The organism is Bacillus sp. CGMCC 1.60114, from assembly GCF_042676365.1.
GTDB lineage: Bacteria > Bacillota > Bacilli > Bacillales > Bacillaceae_G > Bacillus_A > Bacillus_A rhizoplanae_A.
Genome location: NZ_JBHTHG010000004.1, coordinates 40582 through 61819, shown reverse-complemented (window position 1 = coordinate 61819; position 21238 = coordinate 40582). Strand labels below are relative to the sequence as shown.

General features: G+C 34.3%; 14 protein-coding genes and 1 pseudogene. 8 read left to right on the top strand and 7 right to left on the bottom strand.

Translation table 11 applies throughout. The features are described 5' to 3' along the window. The first annotated feature begins 17 nt into the window (after positions 1–17). Both ACFQZ1_RS01480 and ACFQZ1_RS01475 read left to right on the top strand, forming a co-directional pair. A complete protein-coding gene (locus tag ACFQZ1_RS01480; protein WP_377880332.1) occupies positions 18–839 on the top strand; it encodes a glycosyltransferase family 2 protein in 822 nt (273 codons plus the stop codon). A gap of 565 nt (positions 840–1404) precedes the next feature. Continuing rightward, positions 1405–3003, top strand: a complete 1599-nt coding sequence (locus ACFQZ1_RS01475) for an ABC-F family ATP-binding cassette domain-containing protein (RefSeq protein WP_377880331.1) — start codon at positions 1405–1407, stop codon at positions 3001–3003. Positions 3004–3123: 120 nt separating this feature from the next. Here ACFQZ1_RS01475 and ACFQZ1_RS01470 read toward each other — a convergent pair whose 3' ends face one another. After that, positions 3124–3819, bottom strand: a complete 696-nt coding sequence (locus tag ACFQZ1_RS01470) for a PspC-like choline-binding domain-containing protein (RefSeq protein ID WP_377880330.1) — start codon at positions 3817–3819, stop codon at positions 3124–3126. Between the two features lie 308 nt (positions 3820–4127). On the opposite strand from ACFQZ1_RS01470, the gene ACFQZ1_RS01465 reads away from it, so the two are divergent. Together ACFQZ1_RS01465 and ACFQZ1_RS01460 are read left to right on the top strand one after the other, a co-directional pair. Continuing rightward, on the top strand, positions 4128–5159 hold the full coding sequence (locus tag ACFQZ1_RS01465; RefSeq protein ID WP_377880329.1) for an acyltransferase: 1032 nt from the start codon (positions 4128–4130) through the stop codon (positions 5157–5159). A gap of 302 nt (positions 5160–5461) precedes the next feature. Continuing rightward, on the top strand, positions 5462–6904 hold the full coding sequence (locus ACFQZ1_RS01460) for a glycosyltransferase family 39 protein (RefSeq protein ID WP_377880328.1): 1443 nt from the start codon (positions 5462–5464) through the stop codon (positions 6902–6904). Between the two features lie 226 nt (positions 6905–7130). Here the strand turns inward: ACFQZ1_RS01460 and ACFQZ1_RS01455 are convergent. The 6 genes and pseudogenes from ACFQZ1_RS01455 to trhA all read right to left on the bottom strand — a co-directional run. Continuing rightward, positions 7131–7220, bottom strand: a pseudogene (locus ACFQZ1_RS01455) (hypothetical protein); the annotation flags it as partial. A gap of 452 nt (positions 7221–7672) precedes the next feature. Further along, positions 7673–8638, bottom strand: coding sequence for a peptide-methionine (R)-S-oxide reductase MsrB (msrB, locus tag ACFQZ1_RS01450; RefSeq protein ID WP_377880327.1), 966 nt, complete (start codon positions 8636–8638; stop codon positions 7673–7675). A 223-nt stretch (positions 8639–8861) separates the two neighbouring features. Continuing rightward, a complete protein-coding gene (locus tag ACFQZ1_RS01445) occupies positions 8862–9896 on the bottom strand; it encodes an AI-2E family transporter (RefSeq protein WP_377880326.1) in 1035 nt (344 codons plus the stop codon). A gap of 413 nt (positions 9897–10309) precedes the next feature. Continuing rightward, positions 10310–12403, bottom strand: coding sequence for a fibronectin type III domain-containing protein (locus ACFQZ1_RS01440; RefSeq protein ID WP_377880325.1), 2094 nt, complete (start codon positions 12401–12403; stop codon positions 10310–10312). Between the two features lie 219 nt (positions 12404–12622). Beyond that, positions 12623–13255: an AmiS/UreI family transporter gene (locus ACFQZ1_RS01435; RefSeq protein ID WP_377880324.1), complete on the bottom strand. Its 633-nt coding sequence runs from the start codon at positions 13253–13255 to the stop codon at positions 12623–12625. A gap of 530 nt (positions 13256–13785) precedes the next feature. Next, positions 13786–14433: a PAQR family membrane homeostasis protein TrhA gene (gene trhA, locus ACFQZ1_RS01430; RefSeq protein ID WP_377880323.1), complete on the bottom strand. Its 648-nt coding sequence runs from the start codon at positions 14431–14433 to the stop codon at positions 13786–13788. A gap of 301 nt (positions 14434–14734) precedes the next feature. Between trhA and ACFQZ1_RS01425 the strand changes: the two genes are divergently transcribed. The 4 genes from ACFQZ1_RS01425 (at position 14735) to ACFQZ1_RS01410 (ending at position 20862) form a co-directional block, all read left to right on the top strand. Further along, positions 14735–15298 (top strand): DUF1836 domain-containing protein, encoded by a 564-nt coding sequence (locus ACFQZ1_RS01425; protein ID WP_377880322.1) that lies wholly within the window; start codon positions 14735–14737, stop codon positions 15296–15298. A 238-nt stretch (positions 15299–15536) separates the two neighbouring features. Further along, positions 15537–17429 (top strand): PhoX family protein, encoded by a 1893-nt coding sequence (locus ACFQZ1_RS01420; RefSeq protein ID WP_377880321.1) that lies wholly within the window; start codon positions 15537–15539, stop codon positions 17427–17429. A 285-nt stretch (positions 17430–17714) separates the two neighbouring features. After that, positions 17715–19070, top strand: coding sequence for a glycosyltransferase family 2 protein (locus tag ACFQZ1_RS01415; RefSeq protein WP_377880320.1), 1356 nt, complete (start codon positions 17715–17717; stop codon positions 19068–19070). Positions 19071–19206: 136 nt separating this feature from the next. Beyond that, positions 19207–20862 carry a multicopper oxidase family protein gene (locus ACFQZ1_RS01410; RefSeq protein WP_377880319.1) on the top strand — a complete coding sequence of 552 codons (1656 nt, stop codon included), beginning with the start codon at positions 19207–19209 and terminating at the stop codon, positions 20860–20862. Positions 20863–21238 lie beyond the last annotated feature (376 nt).

Genomic DNA, 21238 nt, shown 5'->3' with positions numbered 1-21238 from the left:
TAAAGGAGCTGTTACGATTGAAATTCTCTTTAATCATGGCCACTTGCGGCAGACGTGATGATATTATAGATTTACTAAAATCGTTAGAAAAGCAAACTTACAAAAACTTTGAACTTATTGTAGTCGATCAAAATGACACACCAATCTCTGATTTATTTGAGGACTATAAAGAAAAATTTCCAATTAACTATATATACACACCGATCAAAGGACTATCCCGTGCACGTAACACAGGATTAAAAGTAGCTGATGGCGATATTATTGCTTTTCCAGACGATGATTGTATTTACGAAACAAATGTATTAGAAAGCATCCAAGAAGCATTTGAAAAAAACAAAGACATTCACTTTATCTCTACTAATACAACAAATGTAGAAGGGACAGGCTCTTTAATACACGCACCGGAAACAGATATTATTTTAAATAATAAATATGGCTTCATAGGGCCTTCCTTTACACTATTCTTCACGAAACAATTTGTACAAGATGTAGGCACATTTGATGAAGACTTAGGAGTTGGATCAGGAACGATTTACGGAGCTGGTGAAGAAACGGACTTTGTACTTCGCGGTATGAAGAGTGGATATACAGGTGTATTTAAGAAAGACCTTTTCGTATATCACCCAGTAAAAGAAGAAATCATTAATGAGCAATCATTAAAAAGAGCAATTTCCTATGCTGGAGGTTTCGGCAGAGTTATTCGCTTGCATTATGGATTCCCTTACTTTTTACGTGCCGTTGCCGCTGCTACATTCCGTACGGCACAAAACATCTCTAACGATAAACGAAAATTCCATGCAAACCGCTTAAGAGGAATTGTAAGAGGGTACTTTAAATAAAGTGAAACTTCCATCAGTGAATGTTCTCCTCACTGATGGTTAGTTGAACCAATCGGGTTCTTACAGGCAGTCTAACTTCTCTGTTTTAGCTAACCATATAGCGGGATAAAGTTCAATTTCCATAAGTGAGGTTACTGCCCGCGAATAGCGGAATAAAAGAAAAAGCAACTGGTCCTGCATAGGACAGTTGCTTTTTCTTTATAGGGTTTCAACTTACAAAAAACAAGGGGATCTTTTATAATCTCTAAACAATGGATGAATAAAATAGTGACAATATATCATCTTGGTATAAAGCACGCATTATCGTTATTTATCATTATATTCATTCATCTTTATATCGTTTATACGACCTTGTTAACGAAAGTGTATAATATATATAAGGAATCAACTATCGATTTATCTTACAAAAAAATTACATTATTGTAAGGTAAATCGATAGTGACAACAATTCATATTCTTACTTAAGATAAACACAATTTTTCCCATAAAGTTACAGCTCCCATTCATACGGAATACGTGATAATTTAAAGATAAAAGATAGCTTTATATTTAAGAATTTAGTATCATGATTCAAGGTACTATTTCAAACAGGGCGGAGGACACTATGAGCTTATTAACAGTTGAAAGCCTGGGTCATACCTTTGGCGATCGTACATTATTTAAAGATGTATCAATGCGTTTATTAGCAGGAGAACATGTTGGCTTAGTCGGCGCAAACGGCGTTGGTAAATCAACATTTATGAATATTATTACAGGGCAGCTTATTCATGATCAAGGACGTGTAGAATGGACACCAGGTACGCATTATGGATATTTAGATCAGCACACAATTTTAACGCCTGGGAGAACTATTCGCGACGTATTAACAGATGCGTTCTTACCATTATTTGAGAAAGAAAAAGAGTTAAATACAATTACTGAAAAAATGGCAACAGCCTCACCAGAAGAATTAGAAGTACTACTTGAACAGATGGCAGAAGCGCAAGATGCACTTGAAGCAGGCGGTTTCTATTTATTAGATATTAAAATTGAAGAAGCAGCACGCGGTCTTGGAATTGATGCAATTGGTTTAGATCGTGATGTTTCGGCATTAAGTGGTGGACAACGCACGAAAGTATTGCTTGCTAAACTATTACTTGAGCAGCCAGAAGTGCTATTACTCGATGAGCCGACCAACTATTTAGACGTTGAACACATTCAATGGTTAACAAACTATTTAAAGGAATATCCACATGCGTTCCTTTTAATTTCCCATGATACAGAATTTATGAACAAATGTGTCAATGTTATTTTCCATCTGGAATTCTCAAAAATGACACGCTACACAGCAACATATGAAAAGTTCTTAGAACTAGCAGAAATCAACAAAAATCAACATTTACAAGCATATCAAAAACAACAAGAATTCATTAAACAGCAAGAAGATTTTATTGCACGAAATAAGGCGCGTTACTCAACAACAGGACGTGCAAAAAGCCGTCAAAAGCAGTTGGAGCGTATGGAACGTATTGATCGTCCAGAAACTGCTATGAAACCTGAGTTTTCTTTTAAAGAGTGCCGTGCAAGCAGCCGCTTTGTCTTCGAAGGAGAAGATGTAGAAATTGGCTATACACATCCTCTATTACCGAAATTAACAATGACAATTGAACGTGGTGAGAAAATTGCCATTGTCGGATGTAATGGTGTCGGAAAATCAACATTACTCAAAACGATTCTTGGAAAAATTAAACCGCTAAGCGGAAAAACAAGTCTTGGTGATTTCTTAGAGCCAGCTTATTTTGAACAAGAAGTAAAAGCAGAAAATATTACACCAATTGATGATGTATGGAATGCGTTCCCACACTTAGACCAACATCAAGTACGTGCCATGCTTGCGAAATGCGGTTTAAAAAATGAGCATATTTCTCGTCCATTGAGCCAACTAAGTGGTGGTGAGCAAGCAAAAGTTCGTTTATGCAAATTAATGGCAACAGAAAGTAACTGGCTATTATTTGACGAGCCAACAAATCACCTTGACGTAACAGCAAAAGAAGAATTACAGCGTGCTATGAAAACATATAAAGGCACAATCGTTCTTGTTTGCCACGAACCAGACTTTTATGAAGGTTGGATTACAAAAGTTTGGAACGTAGAGGAATGGGCAGAAAAAGCTGCACAAAAATAAAGTAAAACTTCCATCAGCGGGGGTCTCACTGCCCGCGAATAGCGGGATAAAAAAATGCCTCTTGTATTAGGGAAATTATCCTATGCAAGAGGCATTTTTTATATTCGGTTAAGATGAGGATTATTCAGAATACTGCCAAACTCCTTTATTATTGAAGTAATGCCATTTGCCATCAATAGGCCACCAACCTGTTGCCATATAATAAAGATCTGGATATAAGTAATACCATACCCCACCATCTTTTAACCAGCCAGTATGTCCTGTTCCATTTGCATTGAAATACATCCATCCAGAACCATCATATACCCAACCTGTTTTCATTGCACCGCTTTTAGTATCTAAATAATATAAGTTATATCCATCATGCACTTCTCCTGTGTGCATAAAACCAAATTCTTGATCTAAATAGTACCAACTTCCGCCATTAAGGAGCCAGCCTGTTTTCATTGCTCCACTTGGCTCAAAATAATACCAGAAATATCCACTAAAAAACCAACCTGTTTTCATTGCACCGCTTGTTTCATCTAAATAATATGTATTGTAACCATCTTCAAGCCAACCTGTTTGCATATACCCTGTTGACTTATCCATGTAATACCATTGCCCGCCATCTTTAATCCAACCAGTTTTTTTAACACCATTTTCATAATAAAACCACAATCCATATTCTTTTACCCAGCCGCTTTTATTTTGCACAGCCTGTTGCACTGTTCCTGCTTTACTTATACTTTCAGCTTGTACAGTTCTTTCTCCATACAAAGCAGTCAGCACGAATAGGCTAGCGAATAAATAGATTAAAAATACTTTTCTCTTCATCTGACAATCTCCTAACAAAAAAATATTATTTCGTCTCATTTTAGCAAGATTTACTTAGCAATTCTATCTTTTCCCCAAAATTAAACTATTTTATGCTACATTTATACTTGATGAATAACCCCTATTTTAAAAATAAAGTGCAATTTCCATTAGTAGTGATTCTTCATTCTCCACTGATGGAAAACTCAATCGGGCGAGCTTTTACGGGCAGTTATCCCTAACTATCTTCTTCGCTTCTCTCTAAACTTGAGATGGAAGTCTTACTGCCCCCAAATAGCGGGAGAAATTTTATTTGGAGGAGTAAAGTTATGAAACGGGTTTTATATCTAGATTGGTTGCGAGTTATTGCTACAATAGCTGTTGTAACAATACATGTTTCATCTTCAACCGTATCTGCTAATTTATACGACGGGCGATCATACTGGTTATCTGGTAATTTATTTGAAAGTTTCTCACGCTTCGCAGTTCCTATGTTTGTCATGATTAGCGGAACATTATTATTAAGTAGTTCTAAAGAAATCGCATATACCCAATTCCTATCAAAACGTATTAGCAAAGTTTTCATTCCATTAATAGGATGGAGTATTATTTATTTTTTATATTGGTATTCCCAAGGTGCTTTTGATCTTTCTATCAAGACATTCATTAAGGCATTCCTGAAAAATGGAATTAGCTATCACCTTTGGTTCCTTTATATGATACTTGGTTTATACTTGATTGCACCATTAGTAAAAATCTTTATACAGCACGCTTCAAAAAAAGATATTCACTATTTTTTACTTCTTTGGTTTTATGCATCTATTATTGTAAAATGGATGAACTATTTCTTTGGTTATAGCTTTAACGTTGAACTATATTATGTATCAAATTATGTAGGTTATTTTATCTTAGGATATTATTTAGCAAATTATGAAATTACACCAAAATGGAGAAAGTTATCTTATGTAGGCAGTCTGCTCGGACTAGTTGCTACATTTGTATTAACCTATTATTATACAAGAAAAGCTGGCGGACAACTGAATGAATATTGGTATGAATACTTCTCACCTAATGTATTTTTAGTAACAGTTGGGCTATTCTTATTTGGAAAATATGAGTTATCCCGTAAAAAAGAGCAGCTTTCTTTTATCGGAAATATTATTAATAACACAAGCTTTGGAATTTATTTAGCTCATATGCTAGTACTCATAGTATTTGAAAAAAATTTATTCCAATCTATTGGAAATGCAATGCACCCAATCTTCTCCATTCCTTGTAAGGTAATCATTACATTAGTCATAAGTACCCTGATTGCATGGATTTTGAAAAAGATTCCTGTTTTAAACAAACTCGTTCCATAAGTACACAAATAATCTTAATTGAAATTTACTATATGCGTAGGTTGTTAAGAGTTTCTTCTTAACAGCCTATTTTCATGTTTATCTTACTAATAATGAGCGGTAATTCTCTCAACAATAGAAATTTTACTTTACAAGCATAAAGCAAAAACAGAAGTAAAAAATAGTATGATTTCATGACGTTTTACCTATTTATTGAAAAACAGTATCCTTATGTATGATATATTCTTTTACACATATCGCTAAAAATGTAAGTAATGGATTTAACTTAGAAACTCACAACGATAAGGAGTGTCAAAAAATCTATGTTAAATATACAATGGAGTCGATTAAGCCATTTATTAGGAAAATTTTTAATTGTATTGTGTCTTATTATTTTTTCCTTTGCTATATGGAACTCTTATTGGGCTATAAAAGAAATTTTACAAATTAGAACTCTTATAAGTGGACCAATTATTATATTTATTATGATTCTACTCGTCTTATTAAGTTACCTCGCTAATAAATTTCTCTCGCGATTTACTTTTATTCTTTTACTAACAGTTTGTGCTTTTACGATTCGATTTATTTGGATTATTAAAGTTCCTACACCCATCGAATCCGACTTTGCGGTCATGTATGAAAGTGCTATACAAGCTGCTAAAGGTGATTTCAGTTTTACAAATTCTTCCTACTATACCACATGGGTGTATCAACTTGGATTCACAATGTATGAAGCTTTCATTATAAAATTATTTGGTGACAGTACGTTCATCTTAAAATTTTTAAATATCTTGTATTGCACAGGAACTACACTATTTGTATACAGCATTACATCAAAAATTTTTAATGAGTGGTCTGGGCGTATCGCTGGAATTTTATATGCCTTCTATATTCCGAGCATCATGATGAGTTCTATATTAACAAACCAACATCTTGCCACGTTTCTATTTTATTTAGGCTTCTACTTATTGATAACAAGAGGATTAAGCAGTAAGTATATGTGGATTTTCATAGGTATTATCCTATCCTTTGGTGATTTAATGCGTCCTCTAGGTATGCTCATTTTATTAGCAGTCGCAATTTACTTCTTCCTCGATGGCCTTCTTGGAAAAGATAAACAAACCATGCTCAGCACTACAAAAAAACTAACTGGTGTTATTATCATATTCTATACTGTTCATTATCTTATAATCGCATCTTTTATAGCAGCAGGAATTACAAAATATCCTTTATCAAATCGTGATCCCCTTTGGAAATTTGTATTAGGATTTAATCACGAAACAAAAGGAACATACTCCACTGAAGATGCAAACCATGTTATGAACCTAGAGATAGGTGAAGAACGAAAAGCAGAAGAAAAGAAAATCATTAAAAAACGACTTGCAGATAAGGAAAAAGTATTAGAGCTCTTTGGAGATAAGTTTTCTTATATGTGGGGAGATATTGATGCTTCTGGTTACTGGAGCTTAGGCCAGTTAAATAAAGAGAAGTTAAAAGATAAATCTATGGAATATGAGAAATACATATACGTTGCTACTATGCTGTTCGGCGTGGTCGGATTACTATCTTTGCTTGTACAGAACGAAAAAAACCTTCAATATACCTTGTTCTTGCTTCTCATTATTGGATATGTATGCGTTCATTTCCTAATCGAAGTACAAACAAGATACCGTTATTTCATCATCCCTAGCTTTTTCATTATTCAAAGCTATGGTATATACGTTATTCACCAATTGATACCAAAGATATTCGCATCTAAAAAATAATATTACTATCTTACTAATACTAACCACCTGTTTTCTTACTGGTATAAAGAAAACAGGTGGTTGTTGATATCTTCCTTCCATCATTACATATGTAAAAACACTCATGAAAATCTTTCATTGGTGTTCTCTACTATCATTCTTACTGCATTGCACCAGTAGATCCTAAATAGTATCCATCAATATATGTATTTGATTCCATCGACCCATCATATCTATTGAAATAGTACTAGCTACCCCCGATATATTTCCATCCTTTTTGTCTTGCTCCAGAACCATCCAAATAATACCAATTACCATTTAGTTGTATCCAGCCTGTTTCACGCGCACCAGTATATTCATCTAAATAGTACGTATTCTTTTCATCATAAAACCAGCCTTTTTTCTTCTTGCCATCTGCTCCGTAATAATATCAATAGCCATTTTCTTGTTGCCAACCTGTTTTCTGAACTGCCGCTTGAACAACTATATCCTTTGACCTGTAGAAGCCTTTACATCTGTTTGTGCATAAGAAATAGTTGGAATAATAAACGTAGCTGATAATAATATTCCTAACACTTTTTTTATCATGTTCTTCTCCCTCTTCAGCTTAACTATAATATCAAAATTATGAAAAATTTAACATATAAAAATGTAATTTTTCCCCTTTAATTATGAATTCTATACAGAAACTAAACCGTAACCTCTATAAAGTGAAATTCCGTCAGTGGGGGTCTTACTGCCCTCGAATAGCGGGATAAAATTAAATAAAAAAATAACCTCAAAATGAGATTATTTTTTATTTCCAAATAAAATTAGAAAATCTCCGTATCCTTCTTTTTCTAAATCCTCTTTAGGGATAAAGCGCAGTGCAGCAGAGTTAATGCAATAGCGTAGACCATTTGGTCCTGGTCCATCCGGGAATACATGTCCTAAGTGTGAATCTGCATCTTTGCTGCGCACTTCCGTTCTCGTCATATTATGGCTTACATCTATTTTCTCTTTTATACTTGCTGATAACATCGGTTTTGTAAAGCTTGGCCATCCACAACCACTATCAAATTTATCTAATGAACTAAATAAAGGCTCTCCTGAAACAACATCAACGTAAATACCTTCTTCTTTATGGTTCCAATATTCATTTTGAAAAGGCGGTTCTGTCCCATTTTCCTGCGTAACATAAAATTGCATCTCTGTTAATCCTTCTTTTAGATGAGAATTGTCCTTTGGCCAATATTTTTTTATAAATGCATCACGCCCAGATCCTTGACGATATAATGCATATCGAAACGAATTTTTTTTATGATAATCTTGATGATATTCTTCAGCAAGATAGAATGTTGCAGCCGGTAAAATTTTCGTAACAATTGGCTTTGAAAATCGCCCACTTTTCTCTAAATCAAGCTTTGATGCTTCAGCCTTTTCACGCTGCTCTTCACTATGATAAAAAATGACTGTTTCATAAGATTGTCCACGATCATGAAATTGACCTCCAACATCTGTTGGATCAATTTGTTGCCAATATAAATGCAGTAATTGTTCATATGGCATACGATTCGGATCAAAAGTAATTTGTACAGCTTCATAATGTCCCGTTGTCTCTGAGCAAACTTCTTTATACGTTGGATTTTCCTTATGACCACCTGTATACCCAGATACAACCTTTATAATGCCGTCCATCTCTTCAAATGGCGACACCATACACCAAAAACATCCCCCAGCAAATGTTGCAAGTTTATATTTCTCGTTTACAGTCATTTCTACACCCCACTATCTTTTTCTTACAGTATGGCATATCAAAGTATAAATTATAAAGTGAAACTTCCCTCATTAGGGAGGTTTTTCCTTCCCCAATGATAAAAAACTTCTATCAATCGGACACATGCCAGCAGTTATCCCACACCTATTTTCTTTGTTTTCTCAGCCCGTGAATAGTGGGATTAAAAAAAGCATCAAGAACAGATGCTTTTTTAACAGTTATTTATTCCTTATTTACAGACTCTTCTTTTTCATCACTCGTTACTTCTAACACATCTAGTAAAAACATAAAGACTGGAATCCCTATAATTAATCCCCAAACCCCTAAGAAATGTTCAGAGAAAATTAAAATCATAAATGTATAAAAAATAGGTAAATTTGTTTTCTCTGACATAAACTTTGGATTTAAGAAATAACTTTCAATTGCATGAATGATTGTCACCATAATTAAAATGTATACGACATATACAATACCACCAATATTGTAAGCAATCACACAAAGAGGAAATAGTGAAATAATGACACCCGCAACAGGAATCAGACCAAGTAAGAAAATCATTAAAGCTAATCCGAGCAACTGTGGAAAACCTAAAATCCAAAGCCCGATAACAGACAACACACAATTTACAATAGCAATAAGAAATTGTGCTTCAATCACTTTTCCAAATGAGCGAGCAAATTTTCTTCCAAAATACTCAATTTCATTATGAAAAACAGCTAATTTACTGTCTTTAAACTTTGATGTAAACGCAACAATTCTTGATTTCTCTAGCAAGAAAAATAAGCTTAAAATGAGTGAAAGTAAAACTTGCAAGCTTACTTTCCCAACGTTTGCTAACGAACTATAAATGATGTTCACACCTTGATTCACATACTTCGATAATTCTATATGATCAATTGTAGAAACTAAATATCTAATTACTTCATTATCAGGTGGATTTCGTACAAATACATTAAACTGATACACGAGCTGTGTAATTTGTATCATTAGAACTGGTACATATTTGTATAATGTGATAACAATCCCACTAACTAATGCTATATATAGAAATGCAATAATCATTTTTCTATTAATCGGTAAAAAATGTTCCAGTTTACGAGAAATAAATTTTTGAAACCGGTCCATTAAATACGTAAAAATAAATGTAATTAAGATTAAATTAAACATACTTTTCAATCCATATAAAACAAGCACAAGTAACCCTAATATAGCTAACCTCTGAAATCCTTTACTTTGAAACAGGTTTTTTATTTGCATAATCGAAGCTTAACCTCTCCTGTCCTTATAATTCATACTAATTTCATTTTACAATATAAAAGGTACTTTCAGAACGCATTCTTGTAAACTGAACAAAAAGTTTTACTGGTAAATTTCAATTAAAAAGATATTATCTAAATCAATGTAACATAAAAAAACAAACTATTAATAGAAATCTGTTTCTACCAATAGTTTGTTATCCTTATAAAAGGCTCATTCATATGAAATTCTAGAACACGAAATAACATTCCTGATCCTTTACCCGATATTCCTTCTTCCGAATTGTAATGAATAACAAAACCATAATCAAAAGCTGAAAATCTTAATATCATCAATTTGAAATAAAAGGAGAAAAGAATGCTATTCATTCTTTTCTCTCTTACATAATATCTTCTAAACTATTAAGATACTTTTTAAGGGCGCCATACACCTGTATGATCAAAGTAATAATATTTTCCGTTTATCTCTAACCAACCTGTTTGCATGACCCCATTACTATCTAAATAATACCAACTGTTTCCGCTTTGCAACCAACCTGTTTTCATTGCTCCATTACTATCTAGGTAGTACCATGTATTTCCACTTTGTAACCAACCTGTTTTCATCGCTCCATCTTTATCTAGATAGTACCATGTATTTCCGCTTTGTAACCAACCTGTTTTCATTGCTCCGTCTTTATCTAAGTAATACCATGTATTTCCGCTTTGTAACCAACCTGTTTGCACTGCTCCATTACTGTCTAGGTAATACCATTTGTTTTCAAGCAACAACCAACCTGTTTTCGCTACTCCGCTACTATCTAAGTAATATTTCGTATTACCGTCTTGCATCCAACCTGTTTGCATGATTCCATTGCTGTCTAGGTAGTATCTCATGTTCCCTTCTTTTACCCAGCCTGTTTGCATAACTCCATCTTTATCTAAATAATACTTAGAACTTCCATATGAAAGTACACCCGTTTGCATTGCTCCGTTCTCTGCAAGATAGTACCATTTCCCATTCAGATTAAGCCACCCTGTTTGCATCATACCTGTATCCGTGGCATAATACCATTTTCCATTAGATTGAATCCAACCCGTTTGCATCGCTCCATCTTGTCCGAAATAATACCACTTCCAAGTTTGTTCAACCCAGCCTGTTTGCATAACTCCATCTTTATCTAAGTAGTACCATTTTCCGTCAGATTGAACCCAACCTGTTTTCTTTTCACCAGTGACTTCATCTAAGTAATACCATTTTCCATCCCTTTGTATCCAGCCTGCTTGTTTTGTTGCCGTACCTTGAATAGTTAAAGAATTACTAGATTCATTGCCCCATGCATCTACTGCTACAATTTCAAATTGATAATTCGTATTAGGCTTTATATTTGGAATGGTTGCCGAAACCCTGTTATTTTTTGCGTTTTTATCCCAAAACTTCACATATGTAGTTTGTATCTTCTTACCGTCTTGTTTAATGTAGTATTTATCAATTTGCGTATTATCAATTGCAGGATCCCACGAAATCGTCATTTCATCCCCGACTATATTTTCAACTTTTATATTCGCATTACTTTGGAAAGAAGGCTTTTCCGTATCATCAATGGTTTTCTCATAAGGTACTTTTATCGTATACGAGTTAACCCATGTATGATTACTAAACTCTCTTGCTTTTATTTCTACTTTATCATCATAAACATTAACAAGTAGTCCTTGTGAAGATTTATCTGGGCCATACCCACCTTCATACACAGTATAGGCAATTGCACTTGTATTCACCATCGTGAATCCATCTTGATATGCCGTTTTTGCATGATCAGCCATATAATGTAAATGACCAGAGAATAAAATTACTTGCGGATATTTTTTTAATAAATTAGCTAATCTACCGTCTCTTAGGCCACCGCCCCACTCATCGCTACCATATACTGTATCATCAATAGGTTGATGTAAAAAAACAAATATTGGCTTTTTCGGGTCAGCTTGGACTGGCAATGTTTTTTCTAACCAGCTGTACTGTGCATCAGAAATGATTGCATAATCATTCTCGTTCATTTCCTCTCCGCCAAGTGAAATAAAATGATACCCTTCTATCCATTTATCATAATAAACACCCGGCATGCCTGTTTTATTAACAAATCGATCTGTTAATGTTTTATTTGTAATCCAAGGCTTAGGCCAAAATCTCATTTCAAATAACTCATGATTCCCAATTGAAAGCACCTTTTCCGCATTTGGGTTCATATTCATATTTAAAATTCTATTAAATTCATCATACTGCGAATCAAGTCCCTGATCTGTTAGATCACCAACAACAGCCAAGGCTTTATAGTTAGGAGCTAATTCCTTATACTCCTGTAATGCCTTAGCAAAATTATCAGCTTGATTTGCACCAGAAATATGTGTGTCACTCATTACTGGTATTTGTAATTTAGGAACTTCATTTTTTTCCGCTGCAAAAGCAGGGGTTTGTGAAAATCCAATTACACACGCTGTAGTTAACAAACAGCGAGAAATTATCTTTTTCATTTTATCCATCCTTCGTCCCATAATTTTAAATATTAGTAAATATCGCCTCATCTATTGTAAGTCTTTTCTTTTTAAATAGTAAAGATAGCGTGGAATAATTAGAATTTTCCGCAATTAAAACAAAATTGAGAAAAGGAATAGAAAATCCCTCCTATGAATTAATATTTTACACTCATTAATTCGTAGGAGGGTTATAAAGTGCTCACTTAAAGCTATTGACTAATAACTCGTGTGCGTATCTATATTTTTATGAACAGTGTTTACATTTCCTTTCAACTTAAACGTACAAACACAGAAATATATAATCGAAAGAATCGATATACATATCCATAAATTATATACATAAGAAGTTTCCCATACACCTATAAGGGAAAGAAGAGCAGGGCAAGTTAACGTAACCCATGACTGTACAAAAGCTATTTTTCCAATATAATGATTGATGTTCTTTTTCTGTACATTAGAAACAAAGAACAAGAACCATAAAAATGCCCACATGAACCAAGTTAACGCATTAACGATATCGTGAAAATGTACGATCGCTACAATCATGTAGAATAGCGCAATAATCGCTACCCAAAGAGAAAACCAGCCTAAACCATCACCCTTCAATCCGGCAATGAAAGTAACTCCTACATATAAATAAGTTAGACCAAATAAAAAAGTAGCTGCATATAAATACACTGTCCAATTACTTTGATCGGAAACTACAATTAAATAGAAAGGAATAATAATTTGTAGTATCCCTACAAATAAATTAAAAACACCAATACTCTTTTCTTCCGCTTTTCCTAGCATTACAAGGCTATTTAAAAAAAGCACTGCACCGGAAAGCAATAATCCAACATCACCCATATATATTCTTGTGAAAAACAAAACAGTTTTTCACAATGATACCTCCTCACATTATACATTCATTTTTTATAGTTTTAACAACAAAAAGCAATTCCTCTTCTCCAATAACATGTAGCAGAGGAACTGCTTGTATTTAGAAAAACTTACAACAGACAATACATTTGAAGTACATATAATTTTCCATTTAAACGCTTCCAAAAGGGTATGCATTAAAATTATGAAAACGATATCAATATAATAACAGCATTCGGTATAAAAATAAATGATAAAAAAAATAGTATATAATCCACAAAATACCTTTATTTATAAAATCATTACAATCAGATGGCACTTCTATCAGTGGGGGTCTTACTGCCCGTTAATACGGGATAAAAATATAGCTCTTTTTTAACGAAAAAACTCCTACCTTTTTTCCTTGGATAGGAGTTTTCTACGCAATATTTGTGAGTTTATCCATCTACTCTATACACAAAAATTCATTAAGCTGTAAAGTTTCTTATCGCTTCTTAACCTTTATTCCTATCCAAATACTAAATTACATAGAAGTAAACACATAAAAAGTGAGCAAGGCTACCGAGTAACACAAAAATATGAAAAATTTCATGGTGGCCCATATATTTAAATTCTAACCATTTCGGTTTTGCACCATAAATAACTCCGCCAATCGTATAAAATACCCCTCCCAATATCAATAGCAAGAGGCCATTTGTACTGAGATTTTCTGATAATGGAGCAAAAAAGAATATAATCAGCCATCCCATTAAAAGATAAATAGATGTCGATAACCACCTAGGACAGCTAAACCAAAACATTTTAAAAATAATTCCGCATACAGCAGTTGCGTACACCAATATGAACAATAGCAAACCTTTGTCAGCTTGTAACGTAATTAAACAAAAAGGTGCATATGTACCTGCGATTAACATAAAAATCATGGAATGATCCAGTTTTCTAAAAAAATAAATAACACGATCATTTGCAACAACCATGTGGTATACAGTGGATGCAGTGTAGAGGATCATCATCCCCATTCCAAACAAAATTACCGCTGAAACTGTAGTGACAGACGGCATTTCTATAGAAACTTTCACTAACATGGCAAGAAGTGCGACAAATGATAAAATTGCACCTCCAAAATGCGTAAATGCATTAACCGGTTCTCTCACATAAGAATTCACATTAACAACCCCCTATATAATCACACGTAGTTTTGATAACTACATGTAATTATATAGTGATCATTCCTAAAGGTCAACATTTACAAGAAATATGTTTCATAATACTATAATTAAATATACAGGAATAACCACAGAAAGTTATAATCACTAATAAAGCGAAACTTTCATCAGTGAGCGTCTTTTATCACCTACTGATAATTAGCACATGCCAGCAGCCACCCTCACCTTGTTTTCTCATAACCTTGAGGTGAGCATATCGGCATAAAAATTTACATCATTCCTATAAAAGTGAGGGTTTCATATGGAAAATATAAAAGATTTACTAGAAACATTACATTTAGAACAAAAAATTACACTTGAGGATATCCCCAACGTAGATTTATATGTAGATCAAGTCGTTCAGCTATTTGAAAATAGCTACAACATGACAACTAGAAATGAAGATGAAAAAGTTCTAACGAAAACCATGATTAACAACTATGCAAAAGGAAAACTGTTTTTTCCTATTAAAAATAAAAAATACTCTAAAGAGCATATAATCTTAATTAGTTTAATTTATCAGTTAAAAGGGGCACTTTCTATTAACGACATAAAAAGTTCATTAGTTGAAATTAATGAAAAATTAGTACACGAAGACGATTTTGAACTAGATGCTCTGTATAAAAGTTACCTCCATCTAACAGAAACAAATATCAAAAACTTTAAAAATGATGTAAACAATCGAGTAGACGAAGTGAAAGCAGAAGCAGCTATCTTCGAAAATGAAAATTTTGAGAAGTTCTTATTGCTTACATCTTTCGTAACCATGAGTAACATGTATCGACGTTTAGCAGAAAAAATAGTGGATGAAATGAAGAATTCCTAATTCTATTTATTTTTAATTCGTGAACTACTAAAAAAGCCACCTATTTCCTCGGTGGCTTTAATAAATTGAAATCTCAACGTTTCTCCTTAAATGATTTATTAGAAGGTCCAATTAATCATTATATAAATTTATTGTTATTTTAATAAATCCTCAACACTACAAGATATTTCTTAATACCCTCTTAATAATTTAATGTTGTAATAAAATTATTAAAAATATTAGGAGGAATCAAATCATTATGAAAAAAGCAGTTTCAGTTGGTCTTTCTATGGCTATAATGGCTTCCGCTGCAATTCCGGCTTTTGCATCCGATTTTGATCACAATTCTAAGTCCCAAAAACACAACCAAATAGAGCGTGTAGAATTTACTTCTATGAAAGCTCCAACTACTATTGAAAACATGGTCAAAACTTATTCAGAGGCTAAGGTAAAAATCACCTATAAAGACGGAAGTGTGAAAGAAACTCCTCTTGATTATAACTCTCTTTTTTTATCCAAAGATAAAATTGTAAAAAATAAAGGTGAAATGATCCCAGCGGGCACACCTATTGACGTGAAAGGGAATCCAATTGTCGATAAAAGTGTTCCAGACAAGCCTTCTTATTTTATTTCTGATGCACCTGACTCCAATAGTTTTATTACGATCGCGGGAAAGTCTTACATCATCTCTCATTATGAATATGATTCAATAGATAATGCAGGAAACTCAATTTCTGGTCTACCGGCATCTATGACTCTTACACAAGTTGATCAAAATAAAAAAACTGGCGAATTAACCGTTAATAACGCCAAAAAAATTGATTTTTCAAACGTAAATGGTCTCTGGACTCCATGTAATGGAACTACAACGGATTGGAACACTCACCTTGGTTCAGAAGAATATGAACCTGACGCACGCTCATTTGAAGATCCTACATCCAGTTCTTATAAAGCTGTTACTAACTTTGCTAACTACTACTTTGGTGATAAATCTAAAGCAAACCCTTACTTTTATGGCTGGATTCCTGAAATCTCCGTCAATGCACAAGGAGAACCTTCTGTTGTTAAGCATTATAGTACGGGAAGATTTTCTCATGAACTAATGCAAGTTTTACCTGATGATAAAACAGCAATATTTGGTGATGATGGCGGAAATACGATGATGTTTATGTATGTGGCAGATAAAAAGAAAGATTTTTCTGCAGGAACGCTATACGCAGCTAAATTTAAACAAACAAGTACTGAAAATGGCGGTGCAGGAAACTTAGAATGGATTAAGTTGGGGCATTCAACCGATAAGGAAATAAAAGCTATTATTGATAAAGGCGTTAAGTTCAGTGATATTTTTGATACAGCAACTCAACCTACTGCTGGCTATACAGCGATCAAAACATCAGCAAATAAAAATGTCGAGTACATTAAAGTAAAACCTGGAATGGAAAAAGCAGCTGCATTCCTAGAATCTCGCAGATATGGCGCTATATTAGGTGCAACATCTGAATTTAATAAAATGGAAGGAATCGCTGTCAATGAGAAAGATAAAAAAGCGTATATTGCAATGTCTTATCAAAATGGAAGCATGCAAAAACAAGAAGGCAGCATTCAAGACGATATTCAACTACCTGCCATTAATTCTGGAGTAACTTGGCAGATAGACTTAAACGAAGGGCAAAAAGATAACAGCGGTCGTCATATCGAGAGCGAATTCGTACCTGCTAGTATGAAAGGACTTATTATTGGGGAAGATTTGAAAGCTCCAGATGCCTACGGAAATACAGCTGCACCAGACAAGGTAGCAAATCCTGATAACTTAACCTTCTCAAACGATTTAAACACGCTATTCATTGGAGAAGACAGCTCTATGCACACAAATAACTTTGTATGGGCTTATAACGTTAAAACTAAGCAACTATCAAGAATTCTTTCAGTTACTGCTGGCGCAGAAGCAACAGGATTAAGAGCAGTTGACGATGCTAACGGCTTCCGTTATATCTTAAGTAACTATCAGCATCCAGGTGAAGACCTTGAGGGCAAACAAATTACAGCCGTCGACAAAACTAAATTAGAAGAAGCAATGAAACAAGGTATAGGCATTCAGGAGACCGGAGGAGTTGGCTACATATCTGGACTACCTTTTGGAAATAAAAAATAATAAATCTGATAAAATGAAACTCCCCATAGTGGGAGTTTTTTCCCCCCCACCTATCTCCTTCGTCTAAGTTACTTAGTAAATCCAAAACAATTTAAATATCTTACACCTATTGAATTCTAATGTCATCTTCTCATATGATATATAAACAATAAGAGAGAATGAATATGGAAATATTGGCAATAACTTGATACAATTACAATAAACATCCATAATACTCAATATTCAAACAATATATATCTTGAATAAAACATTTATTCAAATAAAATCGATAGAGGAGAAAATAAAATGAATCCAGTGACAAATGAGGAAACTCTACGAAATATAAAACCTAAGAAAACGAAAAATTTGTATATTCCAATAAAAAATAAATTTTATATCAGTCATATTGTAGCGTTCATATGGATGTGTTTATCTATTTGGTTTTCCATACCGTGGGTAAAAGACTTGGGTTTCTTCATAACTGTCCCATTTGCTATTCTTATTATTGCAGGAATTGCCTATATACCTGGTTATATGAACGCGTTTATGGTGTCTAGTTTATTACTTGATAGACAGCCCCCATTAAAAGAGCCTAATCCAATAAACCCCATTACTATACTTATAGCATGTTGGAACGAAGAAAAAGGAATTCTTGATACGATTCGCTATATTGCAAATCAGGATTATCAAGGAAAGGTAAATATTATTGTAATTGATAATAATTCTACAGATAAAACCGCAGAAATGGCTAAGGTTGCAGGTAAAAAATTTAATTTAGATGTAACAATTGTTCATGAATCTACTCCTGGCAAAAACCATGCCTTGAATACTGGTCTCTCACATGTAAAGACAGACCTTGTAATTACATTAGATGCAGATACTTTACTACATAAATCAGCCATTCGATATATTGTTGCCCGAATGATGTCAGCCCCTCAAGACGTATGTGCAGTTGCTGGAAGTGTACTTGTTCGCAATAGTCGTGGTGGTTTTTTAGCAAAAATTCAAGAATGGGACTATTTTTTGGGAATTGCCAGCGTTAAACGATTACAAGGGCTTTTTCAAGGCACTCTAGTAGCACAAGGAGCTTTTTCCCTTTATAAAACAGATTCCGTTCGTGCAGTAGGAGGATGGCCAGACGCCATTGGGGAAGATATTGTATTAACATGGAAGTTTTTATCCAATAATTGGAGAGTTTATTTTGAGCCGCTTGCTGTCGCTTTTACTGATGTGCCAGAATCATTGAAGCATTTTTGCAGACAAAGAAGCAGATGGGCAAGAGGAATGATAGAGGGCTTAAAATTAATAAAACCATGGGAACATCCTATTTCTTACGTACGCTATCTCACAGGATGTAATATTATTATGCCGTATTTAGATACAGTGTATACTTTCTGTTGGTTGCCAGGTCTTATTCTTGCATTTTTTGGACACTATTGGATTGTTGGCCCTACAACCTTATTTGTCCTACCTTTAACTATTTTACAAAATTATTTTATGTATCGATATCAAAAACGCATTTTTAAAAATCTTGATTTAAAAATAAGAAAAAATAATTTAGGGTTTCTAGCTTATATTCTAATTTACCAGATGATAATGAGCCCAGTTTCAGTGTGGGGTTATATTCAAGAAGGCTTAAATCTAAAAAGGGTTTGGAAATAGTTCCAAACTCTTTATTTTTTTACAATTCAGGCCTTTTTCACTCATTTCCTATTAGAAGTTCGTCTATACCCACTTCAATTAAATTCATATTATATATAATAAACAATATTTGATTCTTTAAAAAGGAGGCAGTTAATTGTCTTTAAAAAAATTTGTAGATGCATTACCAATACCTTCTGTCTTAAAACCAGAAGGTACCCGTGATGGAATCCCCTTCTATGAAGTAGCGATGGAGCAAGTCAAACAAAAATTACATCGCGATTTGCCGCCAACTACCGTCTGGGGTTACAACGGTATGTACCCTGGCCCTACATTCGAAGTAGAAAGAAATCACCCTATTTTTGTACAATGGAAAAATAAATTGCCTTTTGAACACCTGCTGCCCGTTGATCAAACCGTTCATGGTGCGCAACCAGACAAACCTCCTGTTAGGACGGTTGTCCATTTACATGGAGGTCGGGTTCGTCCAGAAAGTGACGGATATCCAGAGGCATGGTTCACAAGAGATTTTCAAAACGTTGGACCGACATTCGTGAATAAAGTCTACTACTATCCAAACTGTCAACGTCCTACAACACTTTGGTATCATGATCACGCCCTTGGAATCACTCGTTTGAACGTTTACGCAGGCCTTGCGGGCTTCTATCTTCTCAGAGATGAAGAAGAGAAAAAATTGTGTCTTCCTAGTGGGAAATTTGAAATTCCGCTGGTCATCCAAGATCGTTCGTTCTATGCTAATGGTGAACTATTCTATCCATCCCAGCCAGGAAATATGCCACCGCCAGCACCACAACCGCCCCCACCAGCAGATCCTACATTACCAAATCCATCAATTGTCCCAGAGTTTTTTGGTAGTACAATCTTAGTCAACGGAAAAGTATGGCCTTATCTTGAGGTTGAGCCACGGAAATACCGGTTCCGCATCCTAAATGGCTCCAATTCTCGTTTTTATCGTATACAGTTGAGCTCTGGTCAAAGTTTTGTCCAAATTGGCACAGACGGAGGACTTTTAGAAAAACCTATCAAAGTATCTCAACTCATCCTTGCACCTGCTGAACGTGCCGATGTCATTGTCGATTTTTCAAACCATAATGGTCAAAGTATTATCTTAACAAATGACGCATCAACCCCGTTCCCTAACGGTGATAGTCCTTCTGAAGATCTCAGACAGATCATGCAATTTCGCGTCAAACAAACATGCCGCAAACCTGACAAAAGCCAAATCCCACAAAAGTTAAGCTGTTTAGAACACCTGAATCCCCAGGATGCTATAACCATACGAAAAAACACTTTAGTTGAAGCTACCGATGATTTTGGGCGGCCAAAACTATTATTAAACAACCTAGAGTGGGATCAGCCCATTACAGAAACCCCATATAATGGAACCATAGAAATTTGGGAGCTGTATAATACTACACTGGACACTCACCCGATTCACTTGCACCTCGTCAATTTTCAAATTTTGAATCGTGCTGTATTTACTGGCGATCCAAATGGTTCCAACCTCAAAGTCGGGCCACCAATACCACCCGATCCAAACGAGAGAGGATGGAAAGATACTGTTCGTGCCAATCCCGGGGAAGTTACTCGAATTATTGCACGTTTTGGTCCATTTACTGGAACCTATCCGTGGCACTGCCACATTCTTGAACACGAAGATCACGATATGATGAGACCGTACGAGGTTCTAACTAATTCTACCTTTAATCCATGTGAACGCATTCCAGAACAATGCAGTGATAATTCCTTTTCTCAATGTTTTGACTGTCATAAACACCGTAAAAACAAATGACAGTAAACAAAACCGATGCGATGATGATTGAATTCAATATTCAAATTTAGTTACAAATTTTTTAGCAATCACCTAAAAGAGTTCAATTTTTTATTCTTTTTTAAGTCTCACAACAAAAAAAAGAGAAATCATTATTCCTGATTTCTCTTCTCCCTTTCATTCAGTAGATATCCTTACATTTACTTATGGTATGGTTCAGCGAACATCACCTAAGAACATAGTTGATTTTGAACTTAAAGTATTTATATGTATTTAGACTAAATCCCCATATTATTTTATGGGGATTTCTATTTGAACAACCTCCTAACTTAAATATTATGCCAGCTTGTGGGGAGGGAAGAGCTATGGCATATTTGGCTTAATAAACTTTTTTTAT

Excerpts from the sequence above, each read along its gene's own strand:
- ACFQZ1_RS01475 (WP_377880331.1), top strand. The coding sequence starts at position 1,405 with ATGATTCAAGGTACTATTTCAAACAGGGCGGAGGACACTATGAGCTTA.
- ACFQZ1_RS01470 (WP_377880330.1), bottom strand. The coding sequence starts at position 3,819 with ATGAAGAGAAAAGTATTTTTAATCTATTTATTCGCTAGCCTATTCGTG.
- ACFQZ1_RS01465 (WP_377880329.1), top strand. The coding sequence starts at position 4,128 with ATGAAACGGGTTTTATATCTAGATTGGTTGCGAGTTATTGCTACAATA.
- ACFQZ1_RS01460 (WP_377880328.1), top strand. The coding sequence starts at position 5,462 with ATGTTAAATATACAATGGAGTCGATTAAGCCATTTATTAGGAAAATTT.
- msrB (WP_377880327.1), bottom strand. The coding sequence starts at position 8,638 with ATGACTGTAAACGAGAAATATAAACTTGCAACATTTGCTGGGGGATGT.
- ACFQZ1_RS01445 (WP_377880326.1), bottom strand. The coding sequence starts at position 9,896 with ATGCAAATAAAAAACCTGTTTCAAAGTAAAGGATTTCAGAGGTTAGCT.
- ACFQZ1_RS01440 (WP_377880325.1), bottom strand. The coding sequence starts at position 12,403 with ATGAAAAAGATAATTTCTCGCTGTTTGTTAACTACAGCGTGTGTAATT.
- ACFQZ1_RS01435 (WP_377880324.1), bottom strand. The coding sequence starts at position 13,255 with ATGGGTGATGTTGGATTATTGCTTTCCGGTGCAGTGCTTTTTTTAAAT.
- ACFQZ1_RS01425 (WP_377880322.1), top strand. The coding sequence starts at position 14,735 with ATGGAAAATATAAAAGATTTACTAGAAACATTACATTTAGAACAAAAA.
- ACFQZ1_RS01420 (WP_377880321.1), top strand. The coding sequence starts at position 15,537 with ATGAAAAAAGCAGTTTCAGTTGGTCTTTCTATGGCTATAATGGCTTCC.
- ACFQZ1_RS01415 (WP_377880320.1), top strand. The coding sequence starts at position 17,715 with ATGAATCCAGTGACAAATGAGGAAACTCTACGAAATATAAAACCTAAG.